Below are 24462 nucleotides of genomic sequence, written 5' to 3'. Positions count from 1 at the left end.
TGGACGGGCCATTCGTCGAAGAGGTCCTGGAGCTGGGGTTTCGGGGCCGCCCGGGTGCCTCCAGCTCGCTTTGCACCTTCCGTATCCCGCCGGGCGGGGCTGGTTCTTCGGCCGGGCAGCGTCAGAGCGCTGGCTGGTTGGCCCTGTTCTACTGAGCGTTGTCCTCGGCCGCTTTTGTCTTCTTTGCCCGGCCGGGTGGTTGTTGGGAGGGCGTGGTCGCGGGGGCCTGGGGTGTTGCTGCTGAGGTACTTCCGTTGCTCGGTGTGGTCGGTGTGGTCGGTGTCTTGGATGTCGTGGGTTCCGGGCTTGTGGTGGGTGATGCGGCTGGAGTTGAGCTGTATGTATCCGGGCTGGCAGCGGGTTCGCCGACCGAACTGGGAGAGGCGGAGGGGACGCTGAGCCCGGGTTCGTTCTCGGCTCGTGTGCCCACCGTGGCGTTGTGGTTGGAGGGCTGCGCCGTCGCGGACGGCGTGACCTCCTTCCGCTGTCCTGCGGCGCCAGAAGCCTCGGGTGTACCGGTGGGGGAGCCGGAAGCCCTCGTCGTGTTCCTGTGCGAGTCCTGAGGGGCGGAACTGCCGGTGACGGCGAACGCGGTTGCCACGACAGCGGCGAGTGCGACAGTCGTGCTGGCTATCAGAGTGCGCCCACGTGCAGGCGCGCTGCGAGCGGCGGCCTGATTCCTGACGAGCGCCGGATTGACGTGCGTGTGGTCTGTCGCCCCCGGCGACTCCTGGCCGGCGACGAGGCGCGTGGCGGGCATCGACAGTTCGGCCGCTACGGGAACTGTGTCGGTCAACGCCGCCAGAGTGCGGGCGCACTCGCCGGCTGTCGGGCGGTTCTGTTCGTCCAGGGCCGTCATCTCCCTCAGCAGACTGCTCAGTTGGTGAGGCAGCCCTTGCGGCAGGACGGGCGGTCGGTGCAGTCGTGCGATGGCGGCCTCAAGGGGCCCGCCGTCGTACTCGAGCCTGCCAGTGAGGCATTCGAGCAGCACCAGGCCGAGAGCGTAGACATCGGAGGGCCGACCGACGGGCTGGCCGAGTACCTGCTCGGGGGAGAGATAGGCGGCGGTGCCCATGAGCGTGCCGGTGGCGGTGCGGGTGGTGGCGTCCAGGAGCCGGGAGATCCCGAAGTCGGCCAGGTAGGGCCGATTGGCGGCGTCCAGGAGAATGTTGGACGGTTTGACGTCCCGGTGGACGATTTCCGCCTGGTGGGCGTGAGCCAGCGCCTGGGCGAGGTCGGCCCCGAGTGCGGCGGTCACACCAGGGGGCAGCGGGCCCTTGGAGATGCGGTCCTTGAGCGTGGTGCCTTCGATCAGCTGCATGACCAGGAAGGAGCGTCCGTCGTGCTGCCCTGCGTCGAAGGCGGTGACGAGGCCGGGGTGATGCAGCCGAGCCAGGATCACGGCTTCGTCGTACCGACTCGCCTGACTATGGAAACCCGCATCAGGCCGGAAGATCTTGACCGCGACCGGTCGTCTCAGTCGCAGGTCGAAACCCCGGTGGACATCCGCAGCGCCACCTGAGCCGAGAGGATTGTCAAGGCGGTACCGGCCACTCAGCACCTCGGTGGAGCACCGGGAAGCTGTGGCCTGAGCGAACTCGCGAAGCCTCATTTCCTCTCCCACTGCATCGGATGGCTCCTATTCTTCGGCGAGCCTGGGCTGACGCGCCTCCGAACGCGAGTACCCGCGAAGACGCGGGGTAGCCCCGTGTTCCCGAAGGCGGAGACGAAAGCGAGCCCTCCGGAGGCGCAGCGCCATTGAATGGACGGGTCGGTACGTTTCCGCAGGCAGTCGGGGATCGACCCAGCCCGTCGGCGCCCACCAGCGGACTTCCTCACCAGGGCGCCACCGCCTTCCTGACGGCCAGGACCGCGCTCACTGGGGGGCCTTGCGGTCGTACGGGTCATGCAGTCGCTGTAGCGCACGGCTCGCCCGCCCGTGCCCGGCGCTGGGCCCCGGGCCGGCGCGGCTGCCCGAGACTGTGAGCGGCAGGATGCCCCCTCCTGGATCATGATCAGCTGGGCAATGATCGGCATCATGGTCTGCCGACTCACCCACGGCCATCCCGCCACACGACAGGGCCCCAGGCCATGGAGCCTGGTAGGGCCGGATAGCTTCGTTCACGTTCAGCAGCAGCGTTCGTCGATGAGTTGGGCGGGAGGACTCTCCCCGTTGTGGTCGAGCTGCTGGAAGCCGTCGCAGTCGGTCAGGTCACTCCAGGCGGGAACGGGCTGCAGGAGATGGGCGGGTTGCCTGATGACGGCCCGAAGGCCATGAAGTTGAGGTCGAGGGGCTGCTCGTTCCGCTCGGCATGTCGCTCGGTGTCGTCTTGGGGCGTCCGGGGTGTCGTTCTCGGTGGACTTTATGAGTCGATGGCCTGCTGCGATGGCTGAGAGGGCGGCGGGGTTCATTCTCCGCGGGCGGGGGCCTGCCAGCCGTTCTCAAGGAGATCGAAGGCGAGGGTGATCGCCTGGCGGGGGTCGTTGTGTCCGCGGGCCGCGCGGGGCGCTTCGAGGGCGAAGTGGGCCAGGATGGTGCAGCCGGGATCGTCGGCCGGCAGGCCGACCTCCTCGGCGATGGCCTGGGCCAGGGCGGCGGTGTGGCGCAGCCACATCGCCTGTGAGTAGTCACGGAGAGCCGGTGTGCTGTTCACGAGGTCGAGGTAGGCGGTGAAGCGGGCGTCACTGCCTGTAGTGGCCGTGCGAGAGCGCAACGCGTGCTCGCGCAGGGCCGCGGGGATCGACTGGCCCTTGGGGCGTTCGCGTACGGCGGCGAGGAGGTGCGCCTCCCGGTCCGCGTCCTCGTCGAATACGAGGGCTTCCTTGACAGGGAAGTGCTTGAACAGCGTGGTGGTGGACACGTCGGCGGTTTCCGCGATCTCGCGGATGCCGACGTCGTCGTAACCGCGCTCCAGGAACAGGCGCAGCGCGGCGTCGGCGATGGCCTGGCGGGTGGCGGCCTTCTTGCGCTCGCGGCGCCCCACCGGTGCGGGGCCGCTCTGGGTGTCGCTCATGCTCCGACTCTACCCGTCGGGTTGCTCGGTTACAAAAGTTGAGCTGTTGCACTTATTGGGTCGTTGTGCTCTGCTGGAGTGGTCGGCGCGGGGATACGCCCGGCGGCCCCTCCTCTTCCCCTCCTCCTCTCCGAAAGGAGTGATCAGGCATGTCCACGTCCGCTTCCCTTCCCGCCTCCGGCCCCTGGGCCGTCCCCAAGAACGTGCGCTGGGTGCTGCTCGGCATCATGCTCGCGATGCTCCTGTCCATGCTCGACAACATGGTGGTGAGCACGGTGATGCCGGTGATCGTCGCCGACCTGGGCGCGCTGGAGCACATCTCCTGGGTGGTCACCGCCTACACGCTGGTGACCGCCATCACGACGCCGATCTGGGGAAAGTTCGGCGACCTGTTCGGGCGTAAGCCCATGTATCTGGCGTCGATCGCCTCGTTCATCGTCGGCTCTGCGCTGTGCGGGGCTGCTCAGTCGATGACCGGGCTGATCGCCTTCCGTGTCGTACAGGGCATCGGCGCCGGCGGGATCGGCGCGGGCGCCTTCGTTCTGATCGGTGCGCTCGTGCCACCACGCGAGCGCGGCAAGTGCCAGGGCCTGACCGCCTCGGTGGTGGCGGTCGGTACCATCGGCGGTCCGCTCCTCGGAGGCTTCGTCACCGGCCACTTCGACTGGCGCTGGGCCTTCTACGTCAATCTGCCCGTCGGTCTGCTCGCTCTGGTGTGGGTGTGGCGGATGCTGCACGTGCCCGCTCAGCGCATCAAGGCGAGGATCGACTGGGTGGGCATCGGCCTGCTGACCGGCTCCATTACCGCGATCGTGCTGGCCTCGACCTGGGCGGGCACCACCTACGCCTGGGGCTCCTGGCAGATGCTCGGCCTCGGTGTGCTGGCCGTGATCGGGCTGGCCGCTTTCATCGCCGTGGAGAAGCGGGTCGCTGAGCCGTTGCTGCCGCTGAGTGTGTTCACGAACCACCGCAATTACCCGCTCGCGATGGTGCTGATCCTCGTGGCCGGTGCGGTGATCTTCGGCGCGGGCCTGTGTCTGCCGCTGTTCCAGCAGTCCGTGCAGGGAGCCTCCGCCACCAACTCGGTGCTGCTGATGCTGCCCATGATGATCCTCATCGTGATCGTCTCGACCATCGCGGGCAAGGTCATGTCGGCCACCGGCAGGTACAAGATCTTTCCGGTCCTGGGCATCCTGTTCCTCGCGACCGGACTCGGGCTCCTCGTGACCATGAGCACCCACACCTCACAGCCGCTGACCAGCCTGTACATGGCCCTCGTCGGTATCGGTCTGGGCTTCACCCTGCAGATGTCGGGCATCATCGCGCAGAACAGCGTGTCCCCGCGCGACATGGGCGCCGCGATGGGCTTCGTCAACCTCTTCCGCACCCTGGGCGACTCCCTCGGCGTCGCCGTCTTCGGCTCTCTGTTCACCCGCGCCGTCGAGCCCGCGCTGGCCGCCGCAACCGCCCCGGGCGCCCCGCATCACCTGCCCGGGGGCGTTGAGGACGCCTACCTCCAGGCGGTCACCACCGGCACCGGCCACGTCTTCCTGACCGCCGCCACCCAGTGCGCGCTCGCCTTCTTCGCCGCGCTCTTCGTCATCGAAGTCCCCCTGACGGAGGCCGTACCGGCCGCCCACCCGGCCGGCAAGGCCGAGAACATTTCCGCCGCCGCCACCTGACGCGGCACATGGCAACACAGCACGCACGCAACATGAACGGAGCACCACTATGAACACTGCCCCCACCCCGCGCATCGCCATCATCGGCGCGGGCCCCGGCGGCCTGACCTGCGCCCGTATTTTGCAGCGACACGGCGTCACCGCTACCGTCTACGACCACGAGAGCGGCCCCGACGCCCGCAACCAGGGCGGCACCCTCGACCTCCATGAGGACAACGGCCAAATCGCCCTGCGCGAAGCCGGATTGCTCGACGCCTTCTTCCGTATCTCGCGCCCCGAGGGGCAGGAGATGCGCCAGCTGGACACTACTGGCACCGTCGTCTTCCACCACCTTCCCGAAGAAGGCGAACGCTTCAGTCCGGAGATTGACCGAGGCGCACTGCGCGACCTCCTGCTGAACTCACTCAAGCCCGGCACCGTGCGCTGGGGCCACTCCCTGCGCTCCGTCGACGGGCCCACGACCGGTCCCCGCCGACTCCACTTCGCCGACGGCACCGTCATCGAGGCCGACCTCGTCGTCGGAGCCGACGGCGCCTGGTCCAGGGTCCGCCGCGCCCTCTCGGACGCCACCCCCGGGTACAGCGGCGTCAGCTTCCTCGAAGCCTGGTTCCACGACGTCGACGCCCGGCATCCCGAGGTAGCCGGACTCGTCGGCCAGGGCAGCGCGGCAGCGGCCGACGGTGACCGTGGCCTGTTTGCTCAGCGCAACAGCGGCGACCACATCCGCGTTTACATCATCCAGCGTGTTGCCGCCGACTGGGTCACCGCAGCCGGCCTGACCATCGAGGACACCGACGGCATCCGCGCCCTCCTGCTCGACCGCTACAACGACTGGTCACCGAACCTGCGCCGCCTGCTCACCGACAACGACGGCCGCTACGTCGACCGCCCCATCCACGCGCTGCCGGTCCCGCACACCTGGAAGCACAACCCCGCCGTCACGCTCCTGGGCGATGCCGCCCACCTGATGCCCCCGCTCGGCGTCGGCGTCAACCTTGCGATGCTCGACGCCTGCGAACTCGCCCTCGCCATCGTGCAGCACGACACCGTCGACGATGCCGTCCTCGCCTACGAGATGGGAATGCTGCCCCGCTCCACCCAGATGCAACAACTCCTCGACAATGGCGCCGAAGAACTGCTGTCCCCCGAGCTGCCCGACTTCGCGCAGTGACATGAGGCGGGTGGCTAGGTGATGTTGGGGGTTGGGTGAGAGGGGGGGTGGGTTTGGGGGTGTGAGTTTTTGTGTGTGGTCGTGGTGAGCTCGTCGGGCTTGCCCGCGTAGGAGGTGTCCGCCTCGCTGTGGCCGCCGATGGAGATGGCGTGCGGGATGAGGAGGTGCGGGCCTGGGAGTCCTGTCTGCTTGAGCAGGGCGAGCGGGGTGGTGCTGTGGAGTTCGGCTGGCCGTCGCGGTTCGCCGGTGTCCTGGAGGCGGTGGAGCCGTACCGGGCAGTCCGGTTCGGTGGCGGTGCGTCGTGTGGTGTGCCGTATCAGCTCGGGTGTGAGGGTCTCGATGCGGCAGGGCGGCAGGGTGCCGCGGATCGGGCCGTCGTGTGTGCCGTCGAGGGCCCGGACGAAGCGGATCGCGTCGGCCGGGCCGGCCTCTGTGTGTTCGGGCCGCCAGGGGGGTGCGTTTGCCGTCGGGGGTGATGACGGGGACGCCCGCGTGGTGGCTGGGGCCCAGGTGTATGCGCAGGCCGGAGCGGGCGGCGCTGTGGGCCATGGCCGTCATGTCCTGGTGGGTCTGTGCCCAGTCGGGGTGGGTCTCGGTGGTGATCGGTGGTGCTGTGGTGATGTCGTTGCGGGTGAGCTGCGTCGGCGCGTGCGCGCGGTTGTACGCCCGTTCCTAGGTGTCGGGCGCCGCCCTCGGGCCGCGGGGCGCGTGCTCCTGCATATTGCTGTGGCCATTGCAGGCCGCGGCTGTCTGCGTGTCAGGTGTCCGGGAGTGCGTGGTCGGTGTCGGCGAGTGTGCGTCCCGGTCGGCGAAGCCGGGGCCGACGGGCGCCTGTCCGGCTTTGATCGCCTCGTCGCAGTCGGTGGGGTCGTGTCCGTGGCCGGCGTGGAAGATCCGGGTGTCCTCGTGGGCGACGTGGCCGTTCCGGATCAGGGTGTGGTCGTCGGTGGGGGGCGTAGTCGATGATGTGGCTTGCGGTGACGAGGGTGCGTGTGCGGTGGGCTTCCGTGCTCGTGGTGGTGTGCCTTTTCCGGTGTCCGCCGGCCCGGGGTCTGCGCTGTGCGGGTCAGGGCTCGCGGTCCAGGACTCCGGTGACTACCGCGTGGAGGTGGCGGCGGAAGCGGTCGAGGGTGGGGAGGTCGTGGGGGCCCAGGCGGCGGCCCGTGGCGTCGATGACGCCGGCCTGGCCGAAGGAGTGGGCGGTCCACACGATGGTGAAGACCAGCAGCTCGATGTCGGCTCCGGCGCCGAGGCCGGCGCGATCGGTGACCGTGCGGACGGCGGCGGCGACCTCGGCGACGAGCGGGCCGGCGAACTCGGTCTCGATCTCGGCGAGTTCGGTGCCCTCCGCGAGCCAGCGGCGCATCCACAGGGCGGGGATCTCGGGGTGGGCGAGGCAGAAGGTCAGATAGGAGTCGACGAAGTCGAGGAGTGCGGTGCGGGTCTCGCGCGGGGAGGGGCCGCAGGCGCCGAGGCGGTGCAGGGCGGCGGTGACGGCTTCCCGCTGGGCCAGGTGGGCTCGGCGCATCACGGTGCGGTACAGCTCGGGCTTGGCGCCGACGTGATAGGCGACCGTGGCGATGTTGAGTCCGACGGCCTCGCCGATCGCGCGGGTGCTGGTGGCTTCGTAACCGCGTTCGGCGAACAGCCGGGTGGCGGCCGCCAGGATGCGTTCGCGACTGTGTCCGTCGTCGGGCCGGCTGCTCATGAGCCCGAGACTACCGGATGTGTCCGCACGGATTCAATCAGCTGTTGGGGAAGAAAAATGCAGGTCAGAGATGGTTGCGCAGCTCTCCATCATTCGATTGAATGAGCGCCCTCGAACGCAGGGACGAAAGGAGGGCCGGGCATGGGCTCGACGAGGGTGGCGGTGATCGGCGCCGGGGCGGCCGGACTGGCCGCGGCCAAGGCACTGCTCGACGAAGGGCTGGACGTCACCGTCCTGGAACGGGGCACGCGCCCCGGCGGTCTGTGGGCGCGGGACGACGGTGCCGGCGACTCACCGGCTTACGACAGCCTGCACCTCAACACCAGCAAGGGGCGCACCGAGTTCGCTGACTTCCCCATGCCCGAGCAGTGGCCGGACTTCCCCTCGGCGGCGCTGGTCGCGGGCTATCTCGCCCGGTACGCCGATGCCTTCGGGATCACCGGACGCATCCGCTTCGACAGCGACGTCACCTCGGTCCGCCGCGCGGGGCCGGTCTGGGAGGTCACGGCGGGTCATGTCACGCAGGAGTACGACGCCGTGGTCGTCGCCAACGGCCACAACCGGGACCCGAAATGGCCCCGCCCCGCCTACCCCGGCACCTTCGACGGCACGCAGATGCACGCCCACGACTACCGAAGCCCCGACGCCTTCGCGGGGCGGCGGGTGCTCGTCGTCGGGATGGGCAACTCGGCCATGGACCTCGCCGTCGACGCCTCGTACGTCTCCCGGGGCCCGGTGCTGCTCTCGGCCCGGCACGGTACGCACATCGTCCCCAAGTACCTCTTCGGCCGCCCCGCCGACGCGACCGGCAAAGCCCTCGCGGTGCTGCCATGGCGCATCCGGCAGACGGTCGCGCAGACCGTGCTGCGGCTCGCGGTGGGCACGCCGCAGCGCTACGGGCTGCCGCGCCCGGCCGGCGGCCTCTTCCAGAGCCATCCGACGATCAGCGACACGATCCTGCACCGGCTCACCCACGGGGAGGTCGTCGCCCGTCCCGGCGTCGAGCGGCTCGACGGCGGCCGGGTGGTGTTCACCGACGGCACCGCCGAGGACGTCGACGTGATCGTGTGGGCGACCGGCTACCGGGTCACCATGCCCTTCCTCGAACGCGAGTGGCTGGGCGACGACCCCGAGACGATGCCGCTCTATCAGAGGGTCTTCCACCTCGACGAGCCGACGCTCACCTTCATCGGCCTGATGCAGTCCACCGGCGCCGCGCTGCCCGTCGTCGAGGCGCAGGCCAAACTGGCCGCCGCCTGCCTCGCCGGCCGGTACGCCCTGCCGTCGCCGCAGGCCCAGCGGGCCGCGGTCGGGCGCGCCAGGGCCGCCGCCGTGCGCCGGTGGGGGGACAAGCGGCCGGTGATGCGCGTCGATTTCGACCAGTACGTCGCCGCGCTGCCGCGCGAGATCCGGGCGGGTGTCCGCCGGGCATCCCGCATCGCCACCACCACCCCGAACCCGAAGGCGCAGGCCTCCGCATGACGTTCCCCTTCCTCGGCCGGCTCCACGATCCGCGCGGCCGACGCGTCCTGATCACCGGCGCCTCCGGCACTATCGGCCGCGCCCTGGGCGAGCGGCTGACCCGGGCCGGCGCCCAGGTGGTCGGTCTCGACCTACGGCCCACGGGCGATGAGCCGTTCCCCGTGATCGGCTGCGACGTCACCGACGACGACAGCGTGACGTCCGCCGTCGCCGAGGCCCTGGCGCTCCTCGACGGGCTGGACATCCTGGTGAACAACGCCGGGATCGGCGGGCCCGCACCGGCCGAGTACGCCCCCGGGGACGAGGTCCGCCGACAGCTGGAGATCAACCTCCTGGGCACCTGGCGGGTGACGGCCGCGTGCGTCGGCGCGCTGGTCGCCGCGCGTGGGCGGGTGGTGATGGTGGCCTCCCGGATGGCGGTGATGCAGCTCCCGCTCGCCGCCGCGTACGGCGCGTCCAAGCGGGCGATGGTCGCCTACGCGGACGCGCTGCGCCTCGAGCTCGGCACCCATGTGACGGTCAGCTGCGTGTACCCCTCCGCCGTGCGCAGCCCGATCCACGACTCGACGAACGCGGCGGGGCTGTCCCTGGAGGGGATGAGCGTGTACGAGCCGCTTCAGGGCGTGCTCGACGCGATCGGGCGGGCCGCGCTGGCCGTCCGGCCGCCGCGGGACGTGACGACGACCCGCAAGGGCGCGGTGGAGTTCTTCCTGGCCCGGCACCTGCCCGCGCTCACCGACCGGATCGTGGCGCGGACCCTGGCCGCGCGGGCGGCGGGCGGCGCCTTCGACGGGGCCCCGCTCGCCGCCGGTGTGGTGGAGCGCAACACCGGCGCGGTGCAGCGCAAGAGGGGCCGGCCGTGACGGCCGCGGCGCCGGGACAGGCCGCCGGCACGCCCGTCCGGGCGGGCCGGGGGACGCTCACCTTGTACGCGTCGGGTTCGGTCGGCATGGGCGTCTGGGTCACCGTGCCGGGTCTGCTGCTGCTGTACTTCCTCACTGACGTCCTCGGCGTGCCGGCCTTCCTGGCCGGTCTGACGCTTCTGCTGCCGAAACTGGTCGACATCGTCGTCCACCCGCTGCTCGGCTCGCGTTCCGACCGGCAGGCCCGCCGGTTCGGCCACCGGCGCCGGATGATGCGCGCCGGGGTGCTGCTCGGGGCGGCGATGGTGGCGTTGTTCAGCGTGCCGCCGGGGCTGACCGGCGGGCCGGCGGCGCTGTGGGCGGGCTGCTGGCTCACGGTGGGCAATCTGCTCTTCGCGAGCTTCCAGGTGCCGTATCTGACGACACCGTCCGATCTGCGGGTCGGATACCACGAGCGGACCCGGGTCATCATGTTCCGGATGGTGCTGCTGACCCTCGGGCTGCTGGGCGCCGGTGTCGCCGCGCCCGCCCTCGCGGCGGCCGGCGACCGGGGCGCCTACGCGCGGATGGCGCTGCTGCTCGCGGTGATGATGGCATTCTCGGCGGTGGTCGCGCTGGTGGGCGTGCGGCGGCTCACCGACGCGTGCGGGTTCCGCGTGCCGGGCGAACGGGACGGCCGTTCGGCCCTGGCCGACCTGCGGGTGGCGTGGCGGGACCGGGACTACCGGGCGCTGGTGCTGTCGTACCTGTTCACGGGCACGACCACGCACCTGTTCCTGGCCGCGCTGCCGTATGTCACCGCGTACCTCTTCGACGATCCCCGGCTCACCGCACTGTTCATGGGCCTGTTCCTCGCGCCGGCACTCTTCGCGGGCCCGGTCTGGACAGCCTGGTCGCGGCAGACCGGGAAACAGCGCGGACTGCTGCGCGCGCAGGGCATGTTCGCGGCGGGCTCGCTGGCGCTGCTGCCGGCGACCTCGCTCGACGGGGCACCCAGGGCCGCCGTCACGGCCGGCGTGGTGATGGCGATGGGCGTGGCCTTCGCCGGGCTCCAGCTGTTCGCGTTCTCGATGGTGCCGGACGCCGTCGCGGCGGCGGAGGCAGCGGGTTCCTCGAAGGCCGGGGCGTACACCGGAGTGTGGACCGCGACCGAGGCGACCGGAACGGCGATCGGCCCCTACCTGTACTCGGCGGTCCTGGCCCTCGGCGGGTTCGTCTCCAGCACCGCCGCCGCGCCCGCCGCCCAGTCCGGTACGGCACTGGGCGCGCTGCTCGCCGGCTTCACCGTCCTCCCGGCGGCGCTGATGGCGGTGGCCCTGTGGTTCCAGCGGCGCTACACGCTGGACGGCGCCGCGTGATCGGGCCCGAACTGCTGGCGGTGGCGGCGGTCTCCGTCGGCGCCTTCGCGCAGGCCGCGACCGGGATGGGCTTCTCCCTGGTGGCGGCCCCGGCGCTGGTCGCCGTGCTCGGGCCCCACCGGGGCGTCCCGACGGTGCTGCTGCTCGCCGTACTGGCATCGGCGCTGCCACTGTCCCAGGGCCGGCGGCACGCCCGCCTCCGCGACGCCGGGCGGCTGCTGGTGCCCGCCCTGCTCGGGATGCCGGTGGTGGCCTGGCTGCTGCGCGGGACGGACACCCGGGTACTGGCCGTCGCCACCGGGTGCGGGGTGCTGGCGGGGGTGGCGCTCCTCGCCCGCGGCGTGCGTTCGCCGTTCCTGCGGCGGCCGGCGGGCACCTGGCTCACCGGGCTGGCCAGCGCCGCACTGAACGTCATCGGCGGGGTGGGCGGGCCGCCGATCGGCCTGTACGCGGCCAACGCGGGCTGGCCGGGCCGCGAGACCCGCGCCACGATGCACGTCTTCTTCCTCGCGCAGAACGTGGCGACCGCCGCCCTCCTGGGCTTCGTCCTCCCTTCCTGGCCCGCCGTGGCCGCGCTCGCCGCGGGCTCGGCGGGCGGCATGGCCCTGGCCTCCCGGCTGACCCCCGCCACGGCCCGCACCACCGTCCTGGCCGTCTCCTCCGCCGGGGCCCTGGCCCTGATCGGCACCGCCATCGCCTGACCGGCCGCCGCCCCGCCGCCGACTGCCCGCCGGACGGCAGACTGCTGCTGCCAGGTGCTGGGGAGCCGACCGGGAGGTATCAGGGCCTTGCGGTCCAAGCGGGCTGCCCGGTGTAGTAGGCGAGGTAGCCCCTCTTGAACTCTGGCAGTTCCACGCCGCTGAGTTCCAGTGCCGGCGTACCAACGACACTGGAGTCCTCGTAAGCCTTCTCGGATGCGGCGACGAAGCCCTGGTACTGCATCGTCCTGACCGCAGCGTCGAAGCCCGGCCCGCGCAGGCCCTCTACGCGGGATGCCGTCTTCAGTAGGAACTCGTCGGTGAAGCCGTCGACCGCTTCATCTGGCTGATGCGCGTAGAGGACCTGGTGGTACTCGACGAACTTGCCCTCTGCCAGTGCAGCGCGCAGCGCGTTCGCGGCCTTCTCCGAGCCGTTGCCGCCCAGCCTGTCGTCGAGGAAGGACGCGAGTGTGTAGTGGACCTGCACCGAACCTTTCTGAGTCAGCTTGCTCAGCTCGGCCCCCGCGCCCTGTGTCTCGAACTCCTCACAGAAGGGGCAGCGCAGATCCTCGAAGAGCCGGACGGTGGTACCCGCGCCCTCATCGCCGACCACGATGCTCGTCCCGTCCGCGCCCAGCGACTCCGGTATGTCGGCATCAGTGGCATAGCCGGTACGCGTCCCGCAGGCCGCAAGGGACAGTCCCAGGACGGTGGCGATCGCCATTGCCCGAATCGCACGCTTCACCAGCATGAATGGCTTTCCCCCGTGGCCAATGGCCCGGACTCTGAGCCAGAACCCGAGAACCGGTTCTGGCTCAGGTTCTGTGGCCCGTGACTGTGCGTCACCGGTTAGATCTCGAAGAGGGCTTCCTCTTGTGGCGGGATCGGAGGGTCGAGGACGTCGCGGAGGCGGGTGATGTCCTGGCGGCATTTCGGGCCGTTCACGGCTTCACCCCACAGCTCGGCGAGTTCAGACGGCTCGGCGACCACCTGGTCCAAGGCGTCGATGGCGAGCATTCGGAGGTATGCGGGAAACTGCGGCATCGGTCCCGAGGGGCCGTAGTTCGAACACGTAGCTTCGCCGTCAGGGTGCTGTGCGACGACCAGTGCTGCCGCAGCCACGGCTCGCTCGGCGTCGGGGGCTTCCAGTTGGTCTGCAGGGTTGGCGGCGCGCTTGAGCGCGCTGCGGATTATAGACTCGCGGTCGTCCACGGCTGCCTCATCCAGGTCGCCGGCAAAGTCGGCGGCTGTGTCGTTGTCGAAGGGGCCGACTCCCCCAGGTGGCCATGGTGATCTCCTCCCAGATACTGATCTGAGGATCGTCGCATCTGCCGCCGACAGTGGGTCACGAGGCCAGCAGGACGCGTTTGCGTAGTAGATCGAAACCGGCTCGGCCGAACATCTGGCGCTTGAACATTTTAATCCGGTTGACATGTCCTTCGACGACGCCCGAGTTCCAGGGCAGGGTCAGGCCGGCGATGACAGCATCGCGATCACGATCGATGCCCGCGGCGAGTGTGTGGAGGCTGGGCAGGTCGTCCTGCCTGACGGCGTCGAGCCAATCCAGCAAGCGCTCGCCCCGACGCTCGGTCAGCATGGTCGCGAACGACCGGACATGCCGGACCAGAGCATCCAGTTCGGGGCAGTGGGCTCGCACGGTCCTGAGATGGAGCTGTTCGGTCTCGGTGAGGGCCTCTGGGCGACGGAGGATCCACCCGGCGAACGGGGCGAGGGCGGCCGGGCCATCACGGGCCGGGGTGAGATGCGCTTCTGACGTAGGTAGGCGCGAACGCGCTGGTAGCTGCCCTTGTAGCCGAGCGGGACGATCTCGGTGTGCAGGTTTCGGGGGTGCCCTCGTATTTGAAGATCTTGCCGTCCGGTGCGGTGGCGAAGAGCCCGGCTCCGCCTGCGTCGAAGTCTTGGGCGGGGCCGCCGACATTGGTCCAGTCGGTAGCGCCGCCGCCGCGGAGCCGGCTACATCTCCGATCCCAAGAAGCGCAAAGCCATTGAGGAGCACGCCGAAGAACTCGCCACCATCCACTACGAGGCACAGGGCTGGACGATCGAGAAGCTCGGCAAGCCCTACGACCTGCGCTGTACCCGAGGCGCCGAGGAACGCCACGTAGAGGTCAAGGGCACGACCGGCGCCGCCAACAGCGTCGAACTCACCATCAACGAGGTCCTGCACGCCCGGGACAAGGAGAACACCGTCGACCTCTACGTCGTCAGCGACATCCGCGTCGACACCGTCACTGACCCTGACCCCTACACCGCCAGCGGCGGCACGGTCTCGCACTACCCCGACTGGGAGCCGGCCGAAGAAGACCTCCGGCCCCGCAAGTACGAGTACCGCCTGCCCGACCTCACTGGGTGAACGGATGCCTCCGGCCGCAGGAAGTGAGTCGATGGGCTGATGCCCGGTCACATGTCCTTCGACCGGAGGGCATCTTTGTGCCCCGGCCTCGCGAGTACAGCTAAGCGTTGTCCCGTAAATGATCTCTGAGTGGCTTTGAGCTCGTAACACGATCATGATGGGGCCTTCTTGAGTCGTCTCCAGCAGATGAGGCTGCAGGCGAGGGAAACGAAGGCGTCGTGGAGTTCAGTCCGGCGTTCCCAGCGGACTGCGAGGCGTTTGAAGTGGTGGAGCAGGGCGAAGGTCTGCTCCACCACGTAGCGGAGCTTGCCGATGCCCTTGATGTTCGGTGATCCCTTGCGGGAGATGACGGGCAGGATCCGCCGGTGACGGAGCTCGTCGCGGTGTGCGTTGGAGTTGTAGCCCTTGTCGCCGAGCAGGGCGTCGGGCCGTCGGCGTGGGCGGCCGGGACGGCCCGAGGCGGGAGGGATCCCGTCGACCAGGGCGAGGGTCTGGGTGACGTCGTTGACGTTGGCCGCGGTCGTGATGACCTTGAGCGGGACGCCGCGTCCGTCGCAGATCAGGTGGTCCTACGTTGTTGCGTGGGTTGGAACGGGCCAGTCCTAAGGTCCAGAGACCCAGAGATGCCGGGTGTGGCTTTCAGGTGGTTGCCCTCGATGGTTCCAAACACCTCGCCGCCCGGTGTCTCACGACGACCCGGCCGCTGATTAGGAGTTGCGGGCCCCTGCGGGTGATCGCTGAGTAGGACCACGCTGGCGAGGTCGTCCGGGAGTACGGCGCCTATCGAATGACCGGAGGAACTGGTGGTCCAGATCTGGGCAGGTACGGACATCGGGAAGACCCACCATTATTGTGTGGTTCTGGACGCTGAGGGCAGGCGATTGCTCTCGCGGCGAGTACTGAACGACGAGCCGCAGCTGCTAGACCTGCTCGGTGATGTGCTCGCCCTCGACGAGGACGTGGTCTGGGCGGTCGACGTCGCCGACGGCATGGCAGCACTGTGGATCAACGTGCTGCTCAATCACGGGCAACGACTCGTCTATCTACCGGGTCTGGCGGTCAATCGGGCATCGGCCGGCTATCGGGGCATGGGCAAGACCGACGCTAAGGATGCGACGGTTATCGCTGATCAGGCCCGGATGCGCCGGGACCTGACGGCCCTGCAGCCTGACGATGAGAATGTCGTTGAGCTCAGAATTCTCACCGACCGCCATTCTGACCTCACCGCGGACCGCACGCGCCGGGTCAACCGTCTCCGTGGCCAACTCATGAGTATTTTCCCCGCACTGGAACGCGTGCTGGATCTCGGCAACGCCGGCCCGCTGATCCTCCTGAGCGGCTATCAGACCCCAGCCGCCCTGCGCCGCACCGGCCGCAACCGGCTGCAGACGTGGCTAAGGAATCGTAAAGTCCGGGGCGCCGACGCCCTCGCCGAGACCGTCCTGGAGGCAGCCGGACGTCAGCACACCGCCATCCCTGGAGAGAAGATCACCGCAGAAGTGATTCACACCCTGGCGAAGGAAGTGATCGCTCTCAACGAGCAGATCGCACAGATCGGCAAGCTCATCGCCGCTCGATTTCGCGAACACGAGCTCGCCCAGGTGATCTCCAGCATGCCCGGGATCGGGCCCCTGCTGGGTGCCGAGTTCCTGGCGGCTACCGCTGGCGACATAAGCCGTTTCGGCAGCTCCGACCGCCTCGCCAGCTTCGCGGGGGTCGCTCCGGTGCCCCGAGATTCCGGCAACGTCAGCGGCAATCTGCACAGGCCCCGGCGCTACAACCGTGGCCTCCAGCGGGTCTTCTACACCTCCGCGCTGATCAGCATCCGCAGTTGTGACGAGTCTCGTCGCTTCTACGAACGCAAGCGCGCTGAAGGCAAAAGGCATACCCAAGCCGTCCTCGCTCTGGCCCGGCGACGGGTGAACGTTCTCTGGGCCCTGATCCGTGACGGACGGTGCTTTGAACATGAACTCCCCGTCACGCCAGCGGCTTGACAACAACATTAGGAGGTGTTTGCTGCCCGTTTTCCGCCGGTCGACCGGCGACGGACCGGTGTCGGGTCCCCCTTTTTCGCGCGGATGTGGGAGCCGTCCACGCACGCACGTGACCAGTCGAGTTCGCCGGCCGCGTTCAGCTCCGCGAGCAGGACTCGGTGCAGCCGGTCGAAGACCCCTGCCTTCTGCCACCGGTCCAGACGCCGCCAGCAAGTCTGCCCCGATCCGAACCCCAGCTCCATCGGCAGGAGTTGCCAGGCTATGTCGTTGTAGAGGACGAACAGAATGCCCTGCAGGCAGAGCCGGTCCGACACCGGCCGCGGCCCGGGCGACCGCTCCGGCCACGGCGGCAGCAACGGTTCGATCAGAGCCCACAACTCATCGTCCACGATCGACGGTCGAGTACCCACACCTCACGAACGGCCGAATCATCACACCGGTCACGGCCTACCAGGCCGTTTCAGCAAGATCGTGTTACGAGCTCAACGGGAGCTGGAAACCGATTTCGGTGGACGGGGTCGAGTTGTTCGATATGGCGGCGGTGCCGGTTACCCGCTACCGCTATCGAGGCAACAAGATTCCCAATCCTTGGGTCCCTGCATAACCACGCAGAACGGCAGAGACCGTGGAGAGCCCGTTGCGTCGTAAGGCGCACGGCGGGTTCGGCGAGCGGCACGGAGAAACAGACCGGTGGCAACACCGGCACCGCGCTCCGTGCCGACTCAACCCGGCTCCGGAGGCATCGACAGACCGCTGATTAGGGGCATGACCACCGGCTTCTTCGCAGGTCGGGAGGCTCTTCGTAATGTGGATGTGGCGATCGGTGCCGTGGGACGGCCGGGTGGGGCGACCGGAGGACGAACGTGATCGACACCAGCGAGATCGGTGCCTTTCTCGGCCTGGACGTCGGCAAGGGCGAACACCACGCCACCGCCGTCACGCCTGCGGGAAAGAAGGCCTTCGACAAACGGCTGCCCAACAGCGAGCCCAGGCTCCGCGAGGTCTTCGGCAAGCTGCAGGCCAGACACGGAACCGTGCTGGTGGTAGTCGATCAGCCGGCCTCGATCGGGGCTCTGCCACTGGCGGTGGCCCGGGACATGGGCTGCCCGGTCGCCTATCTGCCCGGGCTGACGATGCGGCGGATCGCCGATCTCTCTCCCGGCGAGGCAAAGACCGACGCCCGCGACGCCTTCGTCATCGCGGACGCAGCCCGCGTCATGCCGCACACCCTTCGCTCGGTCGATCTCGAGGACGAGACCATCGCCGAGCTGGAGATGATCGTGGGGTTCGACGACGACCTGGCCGGCGAGGCCACCCGGATCAGCAACCGGCTTCGCGGCCTGATGACACAGATCCACCCGCATCTGGAACGAGTCCTCGGTTCGCGGATCCAGCACCCGGCCGTTCTGATGCTGCTGGAACGGTTCGGGTCCCCGGCCCAGATCCGCAAGGCCGGACGCCGACGGCTGATCACGTTGATACGTCCGAAGGCGCCGAGGATGGCCGAGCGGCTGGTGGAAGAGATCTTCACCGCGCTGGACGAACAGACCGTCGTAGGCCCGGGCACGGACGCGGCCGCGCTGATCGTCCCGAGCCTGGCCGGCTCCCTCACCGCCGTGCTTGACCAGCGCAAACTCTTGGCCGGGCGGATTGAGGAAGTGTTGGAGAACCACCCTCTTTCCAAGGTCCTGACGTCCATGCCGGGGATCGGCGTCAGGACCGGAGCCCGGATCCTCATCGACGTCGGCGATGGCAGCTCGTTCCCCTCTGCCGCCCACCTCGCCGCTTACGCCGGCCTCGCTCCAGCAACCCGAAGTTCGGGCTCGTCGATCCGCGGCGAGCAACCATCCCGGCGAGGAAACAAGCAGCTCAAGCGGGCCTTCTTCCTCTCCGCGTTCGCCGCCCTGGCCGACCCGGCCTCCCGCACCTACTACGACAAGAAGATCAGCCAGGGCAAGCACCACACCCAAGCCCTCCTCTGCCTCGCCAGACGACGAGCCGACGTGCTCTTCGCGATGCTCCGGGACGGCACCTTCTACGACCCCCAACCCGCCCCATCAGCTTGACCAAACCCATAGGGGCACCCCCCGCCGCACCGGCTACTACGCCACCAGCGTGCAGCTGTAGTCCATGCTCGTTGTCACCGACAGCTACTAAACGCCCTGAAACTCTCTCTGAACCCCTCAAGCGCGACTCTCGACTCTGCTCGCCAGCGGTCGCGTACCGGCCACGATCCGCGACCGCTGGCCGTGAACTCGCCGGGGGTGGGCTGGGGATCTATTGTCGAAAGAGCACAGCGTTTCCCGCGTTTCCGCTGGGAAGGCGAGCGGCGATGGACCCGAACACACTCTTGAAGACCGTGTCGGCGCTGTTGTGGAAGCTGGCCGACGACGCGGCCCGCACCCTACGAGACCCGCTGGCAGGCCTTCAGGCGCTCACCGGCGAGCACCCGGCATTGCGGGACAGGCTCCTGGAGCCACTGGCCGCCCTCCCCGACAGCCACTCCCTGCTCCGGCTGCTGCGCGATGCACTCGGCGACGTCACCGACGCCGGATCGCCCGTCCGCGCCCACGGATGGAAGCGCGCACCAGGAGCGGCACGCGGGCTGGCCCTCGTACTGACCGACGGCGGCTCCCGAGCCGTGCTCGCCGTGTCACCCGGGCCGGACGACACCGGACCGACCGTCGATGTCGTCGTCACCCCGGGCGTGACGTTCAGCCGCGCACACCCCGACGGCCTCTGGAGCGTCACCGCCGAAGCGCAGTCCCAGGACGCCTGGACCGCGTCCTTCTCTCCTGGCGGCGCGTTCGTGACACCGGCGGGGACCGCGACGATCACCCTGGCCCATCGTGCTCAGATCACCTGCGGCCCGGCCGACGGGCCGCACATCTCGATGGACGCCCTCCACCTCGAGACGACAGCGTCACCCCAGGTCCCCTTCGCCGTCGAACTCGGCGTGCTGGGCTTCCAGGCTGCCGTACTGCCGCCCGCGCTCTCGTCCGTCCTGGGCGACAGCGGCGCCACGACCACCCGCAAGACCGACTTCGCCATCCGGGCGAGCCGCGCGGACGGCGTGCGGTTCAAGGACGGCGGCGCCCGCCTCGAACTCCCCGTCAGCCTGAACCTGCCGGGCGTAACTGCACGGCGCTTTGCACTGGAACTCGACCACGACGACACCGAAGTCGTCCTCAGGCCCACCCTGTCCCTGTTCGCGAAACCACCAGCCCTCCCGCTGAGCGCCAGCCTCGACGGCCTGGGGCTCAGCCTGCCCGTCAGCTTCGACGCCGACCGGATCGGTGTCGACCCACTGCGCATCGCGGCGAACTTCCCCATCGGGATGGGCATCGAGCTCGCCGCGGGCCCGGTCTCCGGTGGCGGGGCGGTGCAGCAGCGCGGCGAAGCCGGAAGCGGCGCGTACGCGGGCGTCCTGGACATCGACCTTGGCGTGGTCCGCGTACAGGCGATCGGACTGCTGCAACTCCCCGTGAAAGGCAAGCAGTTGTCGTTTCTGGTCCTGCTCGGGGCGGAGTTCGGGTACCCGGGGATCCAGCTCAGCTTCGGCTTCGCGCTCGATGCGGTCGGCGGCCTGGTCGGCGTCAACCGGCGGGTCGACGAGAAGCGGCTGCGCGGGCTGATCCTCGATGGCAACGCCGACCGTGTCCTGTTCCCAGGCAACGCCGTCGCCCGTGCCGACGAGATAGCGGGCTCCCTGGAAGCCTGTTTCCCGGTCGCGCGGAGCCGGTTCGTCATTGGCCCGATGGTGCGCATCACCTGGGGCGGCCGGATCGTCTCCCTGTCCGCCGCGCTCATCCTGGACCTGCCCGACCCGGTACGGGCCTTCTTCGTCGGCCGGCTGGTGATCGCCCTGCCGGATCCCGTCGTGCCGCTGATCCGGCTCCAGGCCAACGTCTTCGGCAAGATCGATCCCGGTGTGCCGTCGGTCGAGCTGCTGGCGACCCTCACCGGGTCGCGCATCGTCGGCCTGCCCGTCGCCGGCGAGGTCTTCCTGCTGCTGCGCGGCGGCCGGGATGCGGTGTTCGTCCTGTCTGCCGGCGGCTTCCACCCGCGCTACGCCCGCCCGCCTGGCGTACCTCAACTGCAGCGCCTGTCCATGGACTTGGGCAACGGAATCATCAGCCTGCGCGCGGAGGCAAACCTGGCGCTGACCTCGAACTCGCTGCAATTCGGCGCCAAGCTGCACCTCGACGCGGTGATCGCCGGGTGCGGCGTGGAGGGCTACCTCGGCCTCGACGCGCTCTTCGTGTGGGAGCCGACGCTGTCGTTCTCCGTGCACGTGTACGCCGGGGTCGCCGTCCTCGCGTTCGGCGAGCGACTGGCCTCCATCGGGATCGACTTCACCCTGGAAGGGCCCGCGCCCTGCTGGCATGCGTTCGGCACGGGAACAATCTCCGTGCTGTTCTGGGACGTGTCCCTGGACTTCGACGAGCGGTGGGGTGAACTCCCGGCTTCGGCGGCCAAGGCCGAGGACATCCTCCCGCTGCTGCGTGACGCACTGGCCAAGCCGGATGCCTGGACGGCCGAGCGCAGCCCGGCGGACCGCAGCGGCCTGCGGTACACCGACGCGGCCAACGGCTCGCTGGCCCGCGGCGAAGTGGCAGCGCCGGACGCGACCTTCCGCGTGAGCCAGAAGGTCGTACCGCTCGAAAAGCCGATCACCCGGTTCCACCGGGTGGGTGTGCCCGAGCAGTTGTGGCGGATCACCCCCGTCGAGCGTGCGACCGACGACCCGATGGATACCTTCGGACCGCTCACACAGCCGTTCGTACCCGGCGAATTCTTCGCGATGAACGACGAGGAGCAACTGTCACGACCGGCCTTCGAAGACTGCACGAGCGGCGTCCGGCTCTCCGACACCGACGTCCAGCTCGGCACACGGCACCTCGTCGACGAGAGTTACGAGACCGGCTACAAGGTCGAGCCGGGCTGGTTCACCGCGCCGCCGCCGCGCAACGGCCTGCCCCTCGCCGGAACCGGAGCGTTCGTCCTCGAAGGCTTCGCCCGCCCCTTGCGAGCGGCCGAGCGGGCCGACCGGTGGCGTGCCGCGCAACGACCGATCGACACGATGAAGGTGGAGGTCCTGCGATGACCCGCCGTTGGTTCATCTCCTCAGCAGAGGTCGGCGCCGCAGCCGACGCGACGTCGGTCACGGGTTCCCGGCCGTCGTTCAGCCCCGCCGTCCGTATCACCCGGGCGATCAAAGACCAGTCGGTGGAGACCTTCCCCGACCGCCCCGGCCCCGCCCTCCAGCTCCTCGGCCCCGGTGACACCATCGGCTTCGACCGCGCCGTGGTCGTCCGGGAGGAACCGCCGCCGGGCTGCCCGAACAGCCCGGCCAACTACCTCGCCCACGTGGAGTTCTCGGACGCGAGCCTCCCGTGGCTGCTCAGCTTCCCGGCCGTCCGGAAGCTCCCGTGGCTGGCCCTGCTCGTCCTGCGCGACAACGAGGGCGACCTGAAGCAGGGTGGCCCGCTGCCCATCGTCGAAGCCTCAGGGACAGCACTGCCCGACCTGGCAGATGCCTGGGCATGGGCGCACGTCGAGGCGCGGGTCGAAGACGCCGAGACCCCCGAGGGCGCCGTCACCCGGGACGTGCGCAGCGGCGTCGACAACGTCGTCGCCCGGCTGATCTGCCCGCGTGACCTGGATCCGGACCGGGGCTGGCTGGCCTGCGTGGTACCGGCCACGAAGGCCGGCATCGCCGCCGGACTCGGGGACACACCGCCGCCGGACGGCAACGCCCCGGCCTGGTCGCCGGGACAGGCGCAGGCCCGGCTGCCCGTCTACCACTGGTGGCGGTTTCGCACCGGGTCGGAAGGATCGTTCGAGGAGCTCGCCCGCAAGGTCGCACCGGTCGAGGGAGACAGCCTCGAAGGCTTCGGTGCCCGCACCGTGGACGTCCGCCATCCGTGGCCGCACAAGGACGTGCTGGAGGGCGTGGCACCCGCACAGGTGACCGTGCCCGTCCACGGCGCCCTGCGGCTGCCGCACACCGACACCGCGAAAGAGGTGTGGAGCCACGAGGCCAGCATGAACAAGTTCCGCGGGCTGATCGTCGAGCACCTGGACGCGCCAGCGGCCCGGCGGCAGCCCGACCGGGTGGGGATGCCGCCGGACCGCGATGAGAAGGCCGTCGCCGCACCCCTGTACGGAAGCCACCACACCGGCGCGCAGCAGGTCCCGGGGGCCGGCTGGATGAACGAGCTGAACACGCAGGTGAAATATCGCATCGCGGCCGCGATCGGTGCCCGGTACGTCCAGCTGGAGCAGGAATTCCTGATGGCCCGGGCCTGGGAGCAGGTCGGGCAGGTCAATGAGGCGAACCAGGCCCTCGCGGCCTCGGAACTCGCTGCCGAGGCCGCCCGGGCCGCGCAGGCCAAACATCTCGACCTCATGCGGACCGCCCCGCTCACGGAACTGTCCTCGCTCTACCGTGACGTCATAGAGGCCGAGGAGGAGGGCACAGGCGGACAGCCGGTTGCGAGCCTGCTGCGCCACTCGGCCGTCCCGGACGGCGTCGCCACGACGGCGTTCGTACGGCTGACCCGTCCCGGGGGCGCACTGCGCCGCCGCAGCAGCCGGGCTATGGAGGTGGCAGCGGTTGCGGCGCAGGCGCCGGCTGGGGTCCCGGCGGGTGGCGTGAGGGCGCCGGACACCGAGCCCTTCCTCAGCCGGGCTCTGGACGCCTCGAAGGTCTCCTTGCCGTCGACCTGGCTTGCCGGGGTCGAGCGCGAGGCGATCCTGCCGGCCGGGGAAGTTGTACACGGGCCGATGGCCGCGTCGGAGGCCCGTGCCGGCGACCCGTCGGCCGAGTTCGCGTCCCAGACCCTCAACGACGTGCTGTTCGGGCTGTGGATGGTCGCCGTCGACTTCTGCGAGAAAGGCATCGACACCCCGATGTTCGAGGAATTCGGCAACCCGAGACAGGAACTTGAAGCCCTTTTCGTCAAGAAGCAAGAACGGGAACGGCCGGGTGAGCCTCGTCCCGCGGCGCGGCCGGGGGCCCTGCGCGGGATCCGCCGGAAGATCAGCGTCGAGAAGCGAGCCACACCCCTGCTGGCCGCAGCCGGCCTGGGCATGACGTCCGGCACCCTCGTCAAGCGCATCCGGCGCGTCATCCGCCCGGTGCCGCAGTGCATGGGGCACATGACGTCGCGCCTCGGCCAGGTGGTAATGGGCGAACGCACCGACCAGGATGCCCGCCCGCTGCGCCCGATCATGACCCACCCGGAGTTCGGGTTCCCGATCGCGGCGGAGCTGCTGACCCGCTGGCCCGAATGGGCCGTGCCAGGCATCTCAGCCTTCCCCGACAACTCCTCGACGCTCCTCGAACCCAACCCGGCCTTCGTGGAGGCGATGCTGGTCGGACTGAACCAGGAGTTCAACCGCGAGCTCCGGTGGCGTGAGTACCCGACGGACGAGGCGGGCACACCGTTCTCCCGCTTCTGGCCGCCGGGCGGCACCCAACCCGGCTACGGCGAGATCGCCCGCTGGGGGCTGGACGGCAAACTCGGCGACCACGGCCCCGACCGGGGCACGAACCTTCTCTTCCTCCTGATCCGCGGCGAGGTACTCCAGCGATATCCGGGCACCGTCGTCCTCGCCGCCAAATCAGTGGACCGGAAGGTGGAAGGCCCGGACGACACCTGGAAGAAACCCAGGTTTGTGCTGCCCGTGGACGAACGCACCAACGTGTACGGCTTCGCCGACCTGACCGCCCCACAAGCCGTCGCCGAACACTGGATGTTCGTGATGCGCGAACCCATGCGCGGCGCCCAGTTCGGCTTCGACGTACGGACCCCCAAATCCCCGGCGTTCGACTCCTGGCCCAACCTCACCTGGGACGAAGTCCCCACCGTGAACGGGTTCGTCATACCTAGGGTCCTGGCAGGGGCCGAGGGCCGACGCCCGCCCGCTCTCGGCCCCGGCCAGGACCCTCCCGGATGGGAAGGCCTGGACGCTTCGAATTTCGCGCGGATCCTCTTCCAGCGCCCGTTCCAGCTGGCGTTCTCGGCGAGCGCAATGGTCGGCGAACCGCCTGCGTGACGTAACCGCCGCCGCCACGTTCCGTACGTACCACCAGCGTGGCCACGTACCACC

At 69.5% G+C, this 24462-nt stretch carries 19 protein-coding genes and 1 pseudogene; 12 read left to right on the top strand and 8 right to left on the bottom strand.

Translation table 11 applies throughout. From position 1 onward, the window contains the following. Positions 1–148 precede the first annotated feature (148 nt). Positions 149–1612, bottom strand: a complete 1464-nt coding sequence (locus OG538_RS00200) for a serine/threonine-protein kinase (RefSeq protein ID WP_406088886.1) — start codon at positions 1610–1612, stop codon at positions 149–151. Positions 1613–2408: 796 nt separating this feature from the next. Then, complete coding sequence (locus OG538_RS00195) at positions 2409–3014, bottom strand: TetR/AcrR family transcriptional regulator (RefSeq protein ID WP_406088885.1); 606 nt, start codon at positions 3012–3014, stop codon at positions 2409–2411. 149 nt (positions 3015–3163) lie between these two features. On the opposite strand from OG538_RS00195, the gene OG538_RS00190 reads away from it, so the two are divergent. Then, positions 3164–4696, top strand: coding sequence for an MDR family MFS transporter (locus OG538_RS00190; protein WP_406088883.1), 1533 nt, complete (start codon positions 3164–3166; stop codon positions 4694–4696). 49 nt (positions 4697–4745) lie between these two features. Then, positions 4746–5867, top strand: a complete 1122-nt coding sequence (locus tag OG538_RS00185) for an FAD-dependent oxidoreductase (RefSeq protein WP_406088881.1) — start codon at positions 4746–4748, stop codon at positions 5865–5867. A gap of 1066 nt (positions 5868–6933) precedes the next feature. Here the strand turns inward: OG538_RS00185 and OG538_RS00180 are convergent. Beyond that, complete coding sequence (locus OG538_RS00180; protein WP_406088879.1) at positions 6934–7575, bottom strand: TetR/AcrR family transcriptional regulator; 642 nt, start codon at positions 7573–7575, stop codon at positions 6934–6936. Positions 7576–7716: 141 nt separating this feature from the next. Here OG538_RS00180 and OG538_RS00175 point away from each other — a divergent pair, with 141 nt between their 5' ends. The 4 genes from OG538_RS00175 to OG538_RS00160 are packed head-to-tail and all read left to right on the top strand — an operon-like array spanning position 7717 to position 11979. Further along, positions 7717–9057, top strand: coding sequence for a flavin-containing monooxygenase (locus OG538_RS00175; protein WP_406088877.1), 1341 nt, complete (start codon positions 7717–7719; stop codon positions 9055–9057). Then, the gene (locus tag OG538_RS00170) at positions 9054–9920 is read left to right on the top strand and encodes an SDR family NAD(P)-dependent oxidoreductase (RefSeq protein ID WP_406088875.1); all 867 of its coding nucleotides are present in this window, start codon (positions 9054–9056) and stop codon (positions 9918–9920) included. Before OG538_RS00175 ends, OG538_RS00170 begins: the two co-directional genes overlap by 4 nt. Beyond that, a complete protein-coding gene (locus OG538_RS00165) occupies positions 9917–11278 on the top strand; it encodes an MFS transporter (protein WP_406088873.1) in 1362 nt (453 codons plus the stop codon). The genes OG538_RS00170 and OG538_RS00165 overlap by 4 nt, the downstream gene beginning before the upstream one ends. Then, positions 11275–11979, top strand: coding sequence for a TSUP family transporter (locus OG538_RS00160; RefSeq protein ID WP_406088871.1), 705 nt, complete (start codon positions 11275–11277; stop codon positions 11977–11979). Before OG538_RS00165 ends, OG538_RS00160 begins: the two co-directional genes overlap by 4 nt. A 79-nt stretch (positions 11980–12058) precedes the next feature. On the opposite strand, the gene OG538_RS00155 is transcribed toward OG538_RS00160, so the two are convergent. The 3 genes from OG538_RS00155 to OG538_RS00145 all read right to left on the bottom strand — a co-directional run bounded on the left by OG538_RS00155 (position 12059) and on the right by OG538_RS00145 (position 13633). Continuing rightward, complete coding sequence (locus OG538_RS00155) at positions 12059–12700, bottom strand: DsbA family protein (protein ID WP_406088869.1); 642 nt, start codon at positions 12698–12700, stop codon at positions 12059–12061. Between the two features lie 125 nt (positions 12701–12825). Continuing rightward, on the bottom strand, positions 12826–13296 hold the full coding sequence (locus OG538_RS00150; RefSeq protein ID WP_406099920.1) for a DUF4259 domain-containing protein: 471 nt from the start codon (positions 13294–13296) through the stop codon (positions 12826–12828). A gap of 25 nt (positions 13297–13321) precedes the next feature. Continuing rightward, entirely contained in the window at positions 13322–13633 is a 312-nt protein-coding gene (locus OG538_RS00145) for a transposase (protein WP_406088867.1), read from the bottom strand. On the opposite strand from OG538_RS00145, the gene OG538_RS00140 reads away from it, so the two are divergent. After that, positions 13592–13750 (top strand): hypothetical protein, encoded by a 159-nt coding sequence (locus OG538_RS00140; RefSeq protein ID WP_406100447.1) that lies wholly within the window; start codon positions 13592–13594, stop codon positions 13748–13750. The two genes, OG538_RS00145 and OG538_RS00140, sit on opposite strands and share 42 nt — an antisense overlap. A 204-nt stretch (positions 13751–13954) precedes the next feature. Continuing rightward, positions 13955–14350 (top strand): protein NO VEIN domain-containing protein, encoded by a 396-nt coding sequence (locus OG538_RS00135; RefSeq protein ID WP_406099918.1) that lies wholly within the window; start codon positions 13955–13957, stop codon positions 14348–14350. A gap of 152 nt (positions 14351–14502) precedes the next feature. Here the strand turns inward: OG538_RS00135 and OG538_RS00130 are convergent, their stop codons facing one another. Beyond that, on the bottom strand, positions 14503–14910 hold the full coding sequence (locus OG538_RS00130) for a transposase (RefSeq protein ID WP_406099916.1): 408 nt from the start codon (positions 14908–14910) through the stop codon (positions 14503–14505). Positions 14911–15153: 243 nt separating this feature from the next. Between OG538_RS00130 and OG538_RS00125 the strand changes: the two genes are divergently transcribed. Further along, positions 15154–16344 carry an IS110 family transposase gene (locus OG538_RS00125; RefSeq protein ID WP_406088865.1) on the top strand — a complete coding sequence of 397 codons (1191 nt, stop codon included), beginning with the start codon at positions 15154–15156 and terminating at the stop codon, positions 16342–16344. A gap of 15 nt (positions 16345–16359) precedes the next feature. On the opposite strand, the pseudogene OG538_RS00120 reads toward OG538_RS00125, so the two are convergent. Beyond that, a pseudogene (locus tag OG538_RS00120) lies at positions 16360–16754 on the bottom strand (transposase); the annotation flags it as partial. Between the two features lie 453 nt (positions 16755–17207). On the opposite strand from OG538_RS00120, the gene OG538_RS00115 reads away from it, so the two are divergent. From OG538_RS00115 to OG538_RS00105, 3 genes are all read left to right on the top strand, one after another. Next, positions 17208–18410, top strand: coding sequence for an IS110 family transposase (locus OG538_RS00115; protein ID WP_406088863.1), 1203 nt, complete (start codon positions 17208–17210; stop codon positions 18408–18410). A 266-nt stretch (positions 18411–18676) separates the two neighbouring features. Then, positions 18677–21451 carry a DUF6603 domain-containing protein gene (locus tag OG538_RS00110; protein ID WP_406088861.1) on the top strand — a complete coding sequence of 925 codons (2775 nt, stop codon included), beginning with the start codon at positions 18677–18679 and terminating at the stop codon, positions 21449–21451. Then, positions 21448–24408: a hypothetical protein gene (locus OG538_RS00105; RefSeq protein ID WP_406088859.1), complete on the top strand. Its 2961-nt coding sequence runs from the start codon at positions 21448–21450 to the stop codon at positions 24406–24408. Before OG538_RS00110 ends, OG538_RS00105 begins: the two co-directional genes overlap by 4 nt. Positions 24409–24462: the final 54 nt, after the last annotated feature.

Origin of the sequence: Streptomyces sp. NBC_01013 (assembly GCF_045162765.1) — a bacterium.
In the GTDB taxonomy this organism is placed as follows: Bacteria; Actinomycetota; Actinomycetes; order Streptomycetales; family Streptomycetaceae; genus Streptomyces.
The sequence above is the reverse complement of the archived record's forward strand: the minus strand, read 5'-3'. Positions and strand labels throughout refer to the sequence as shown.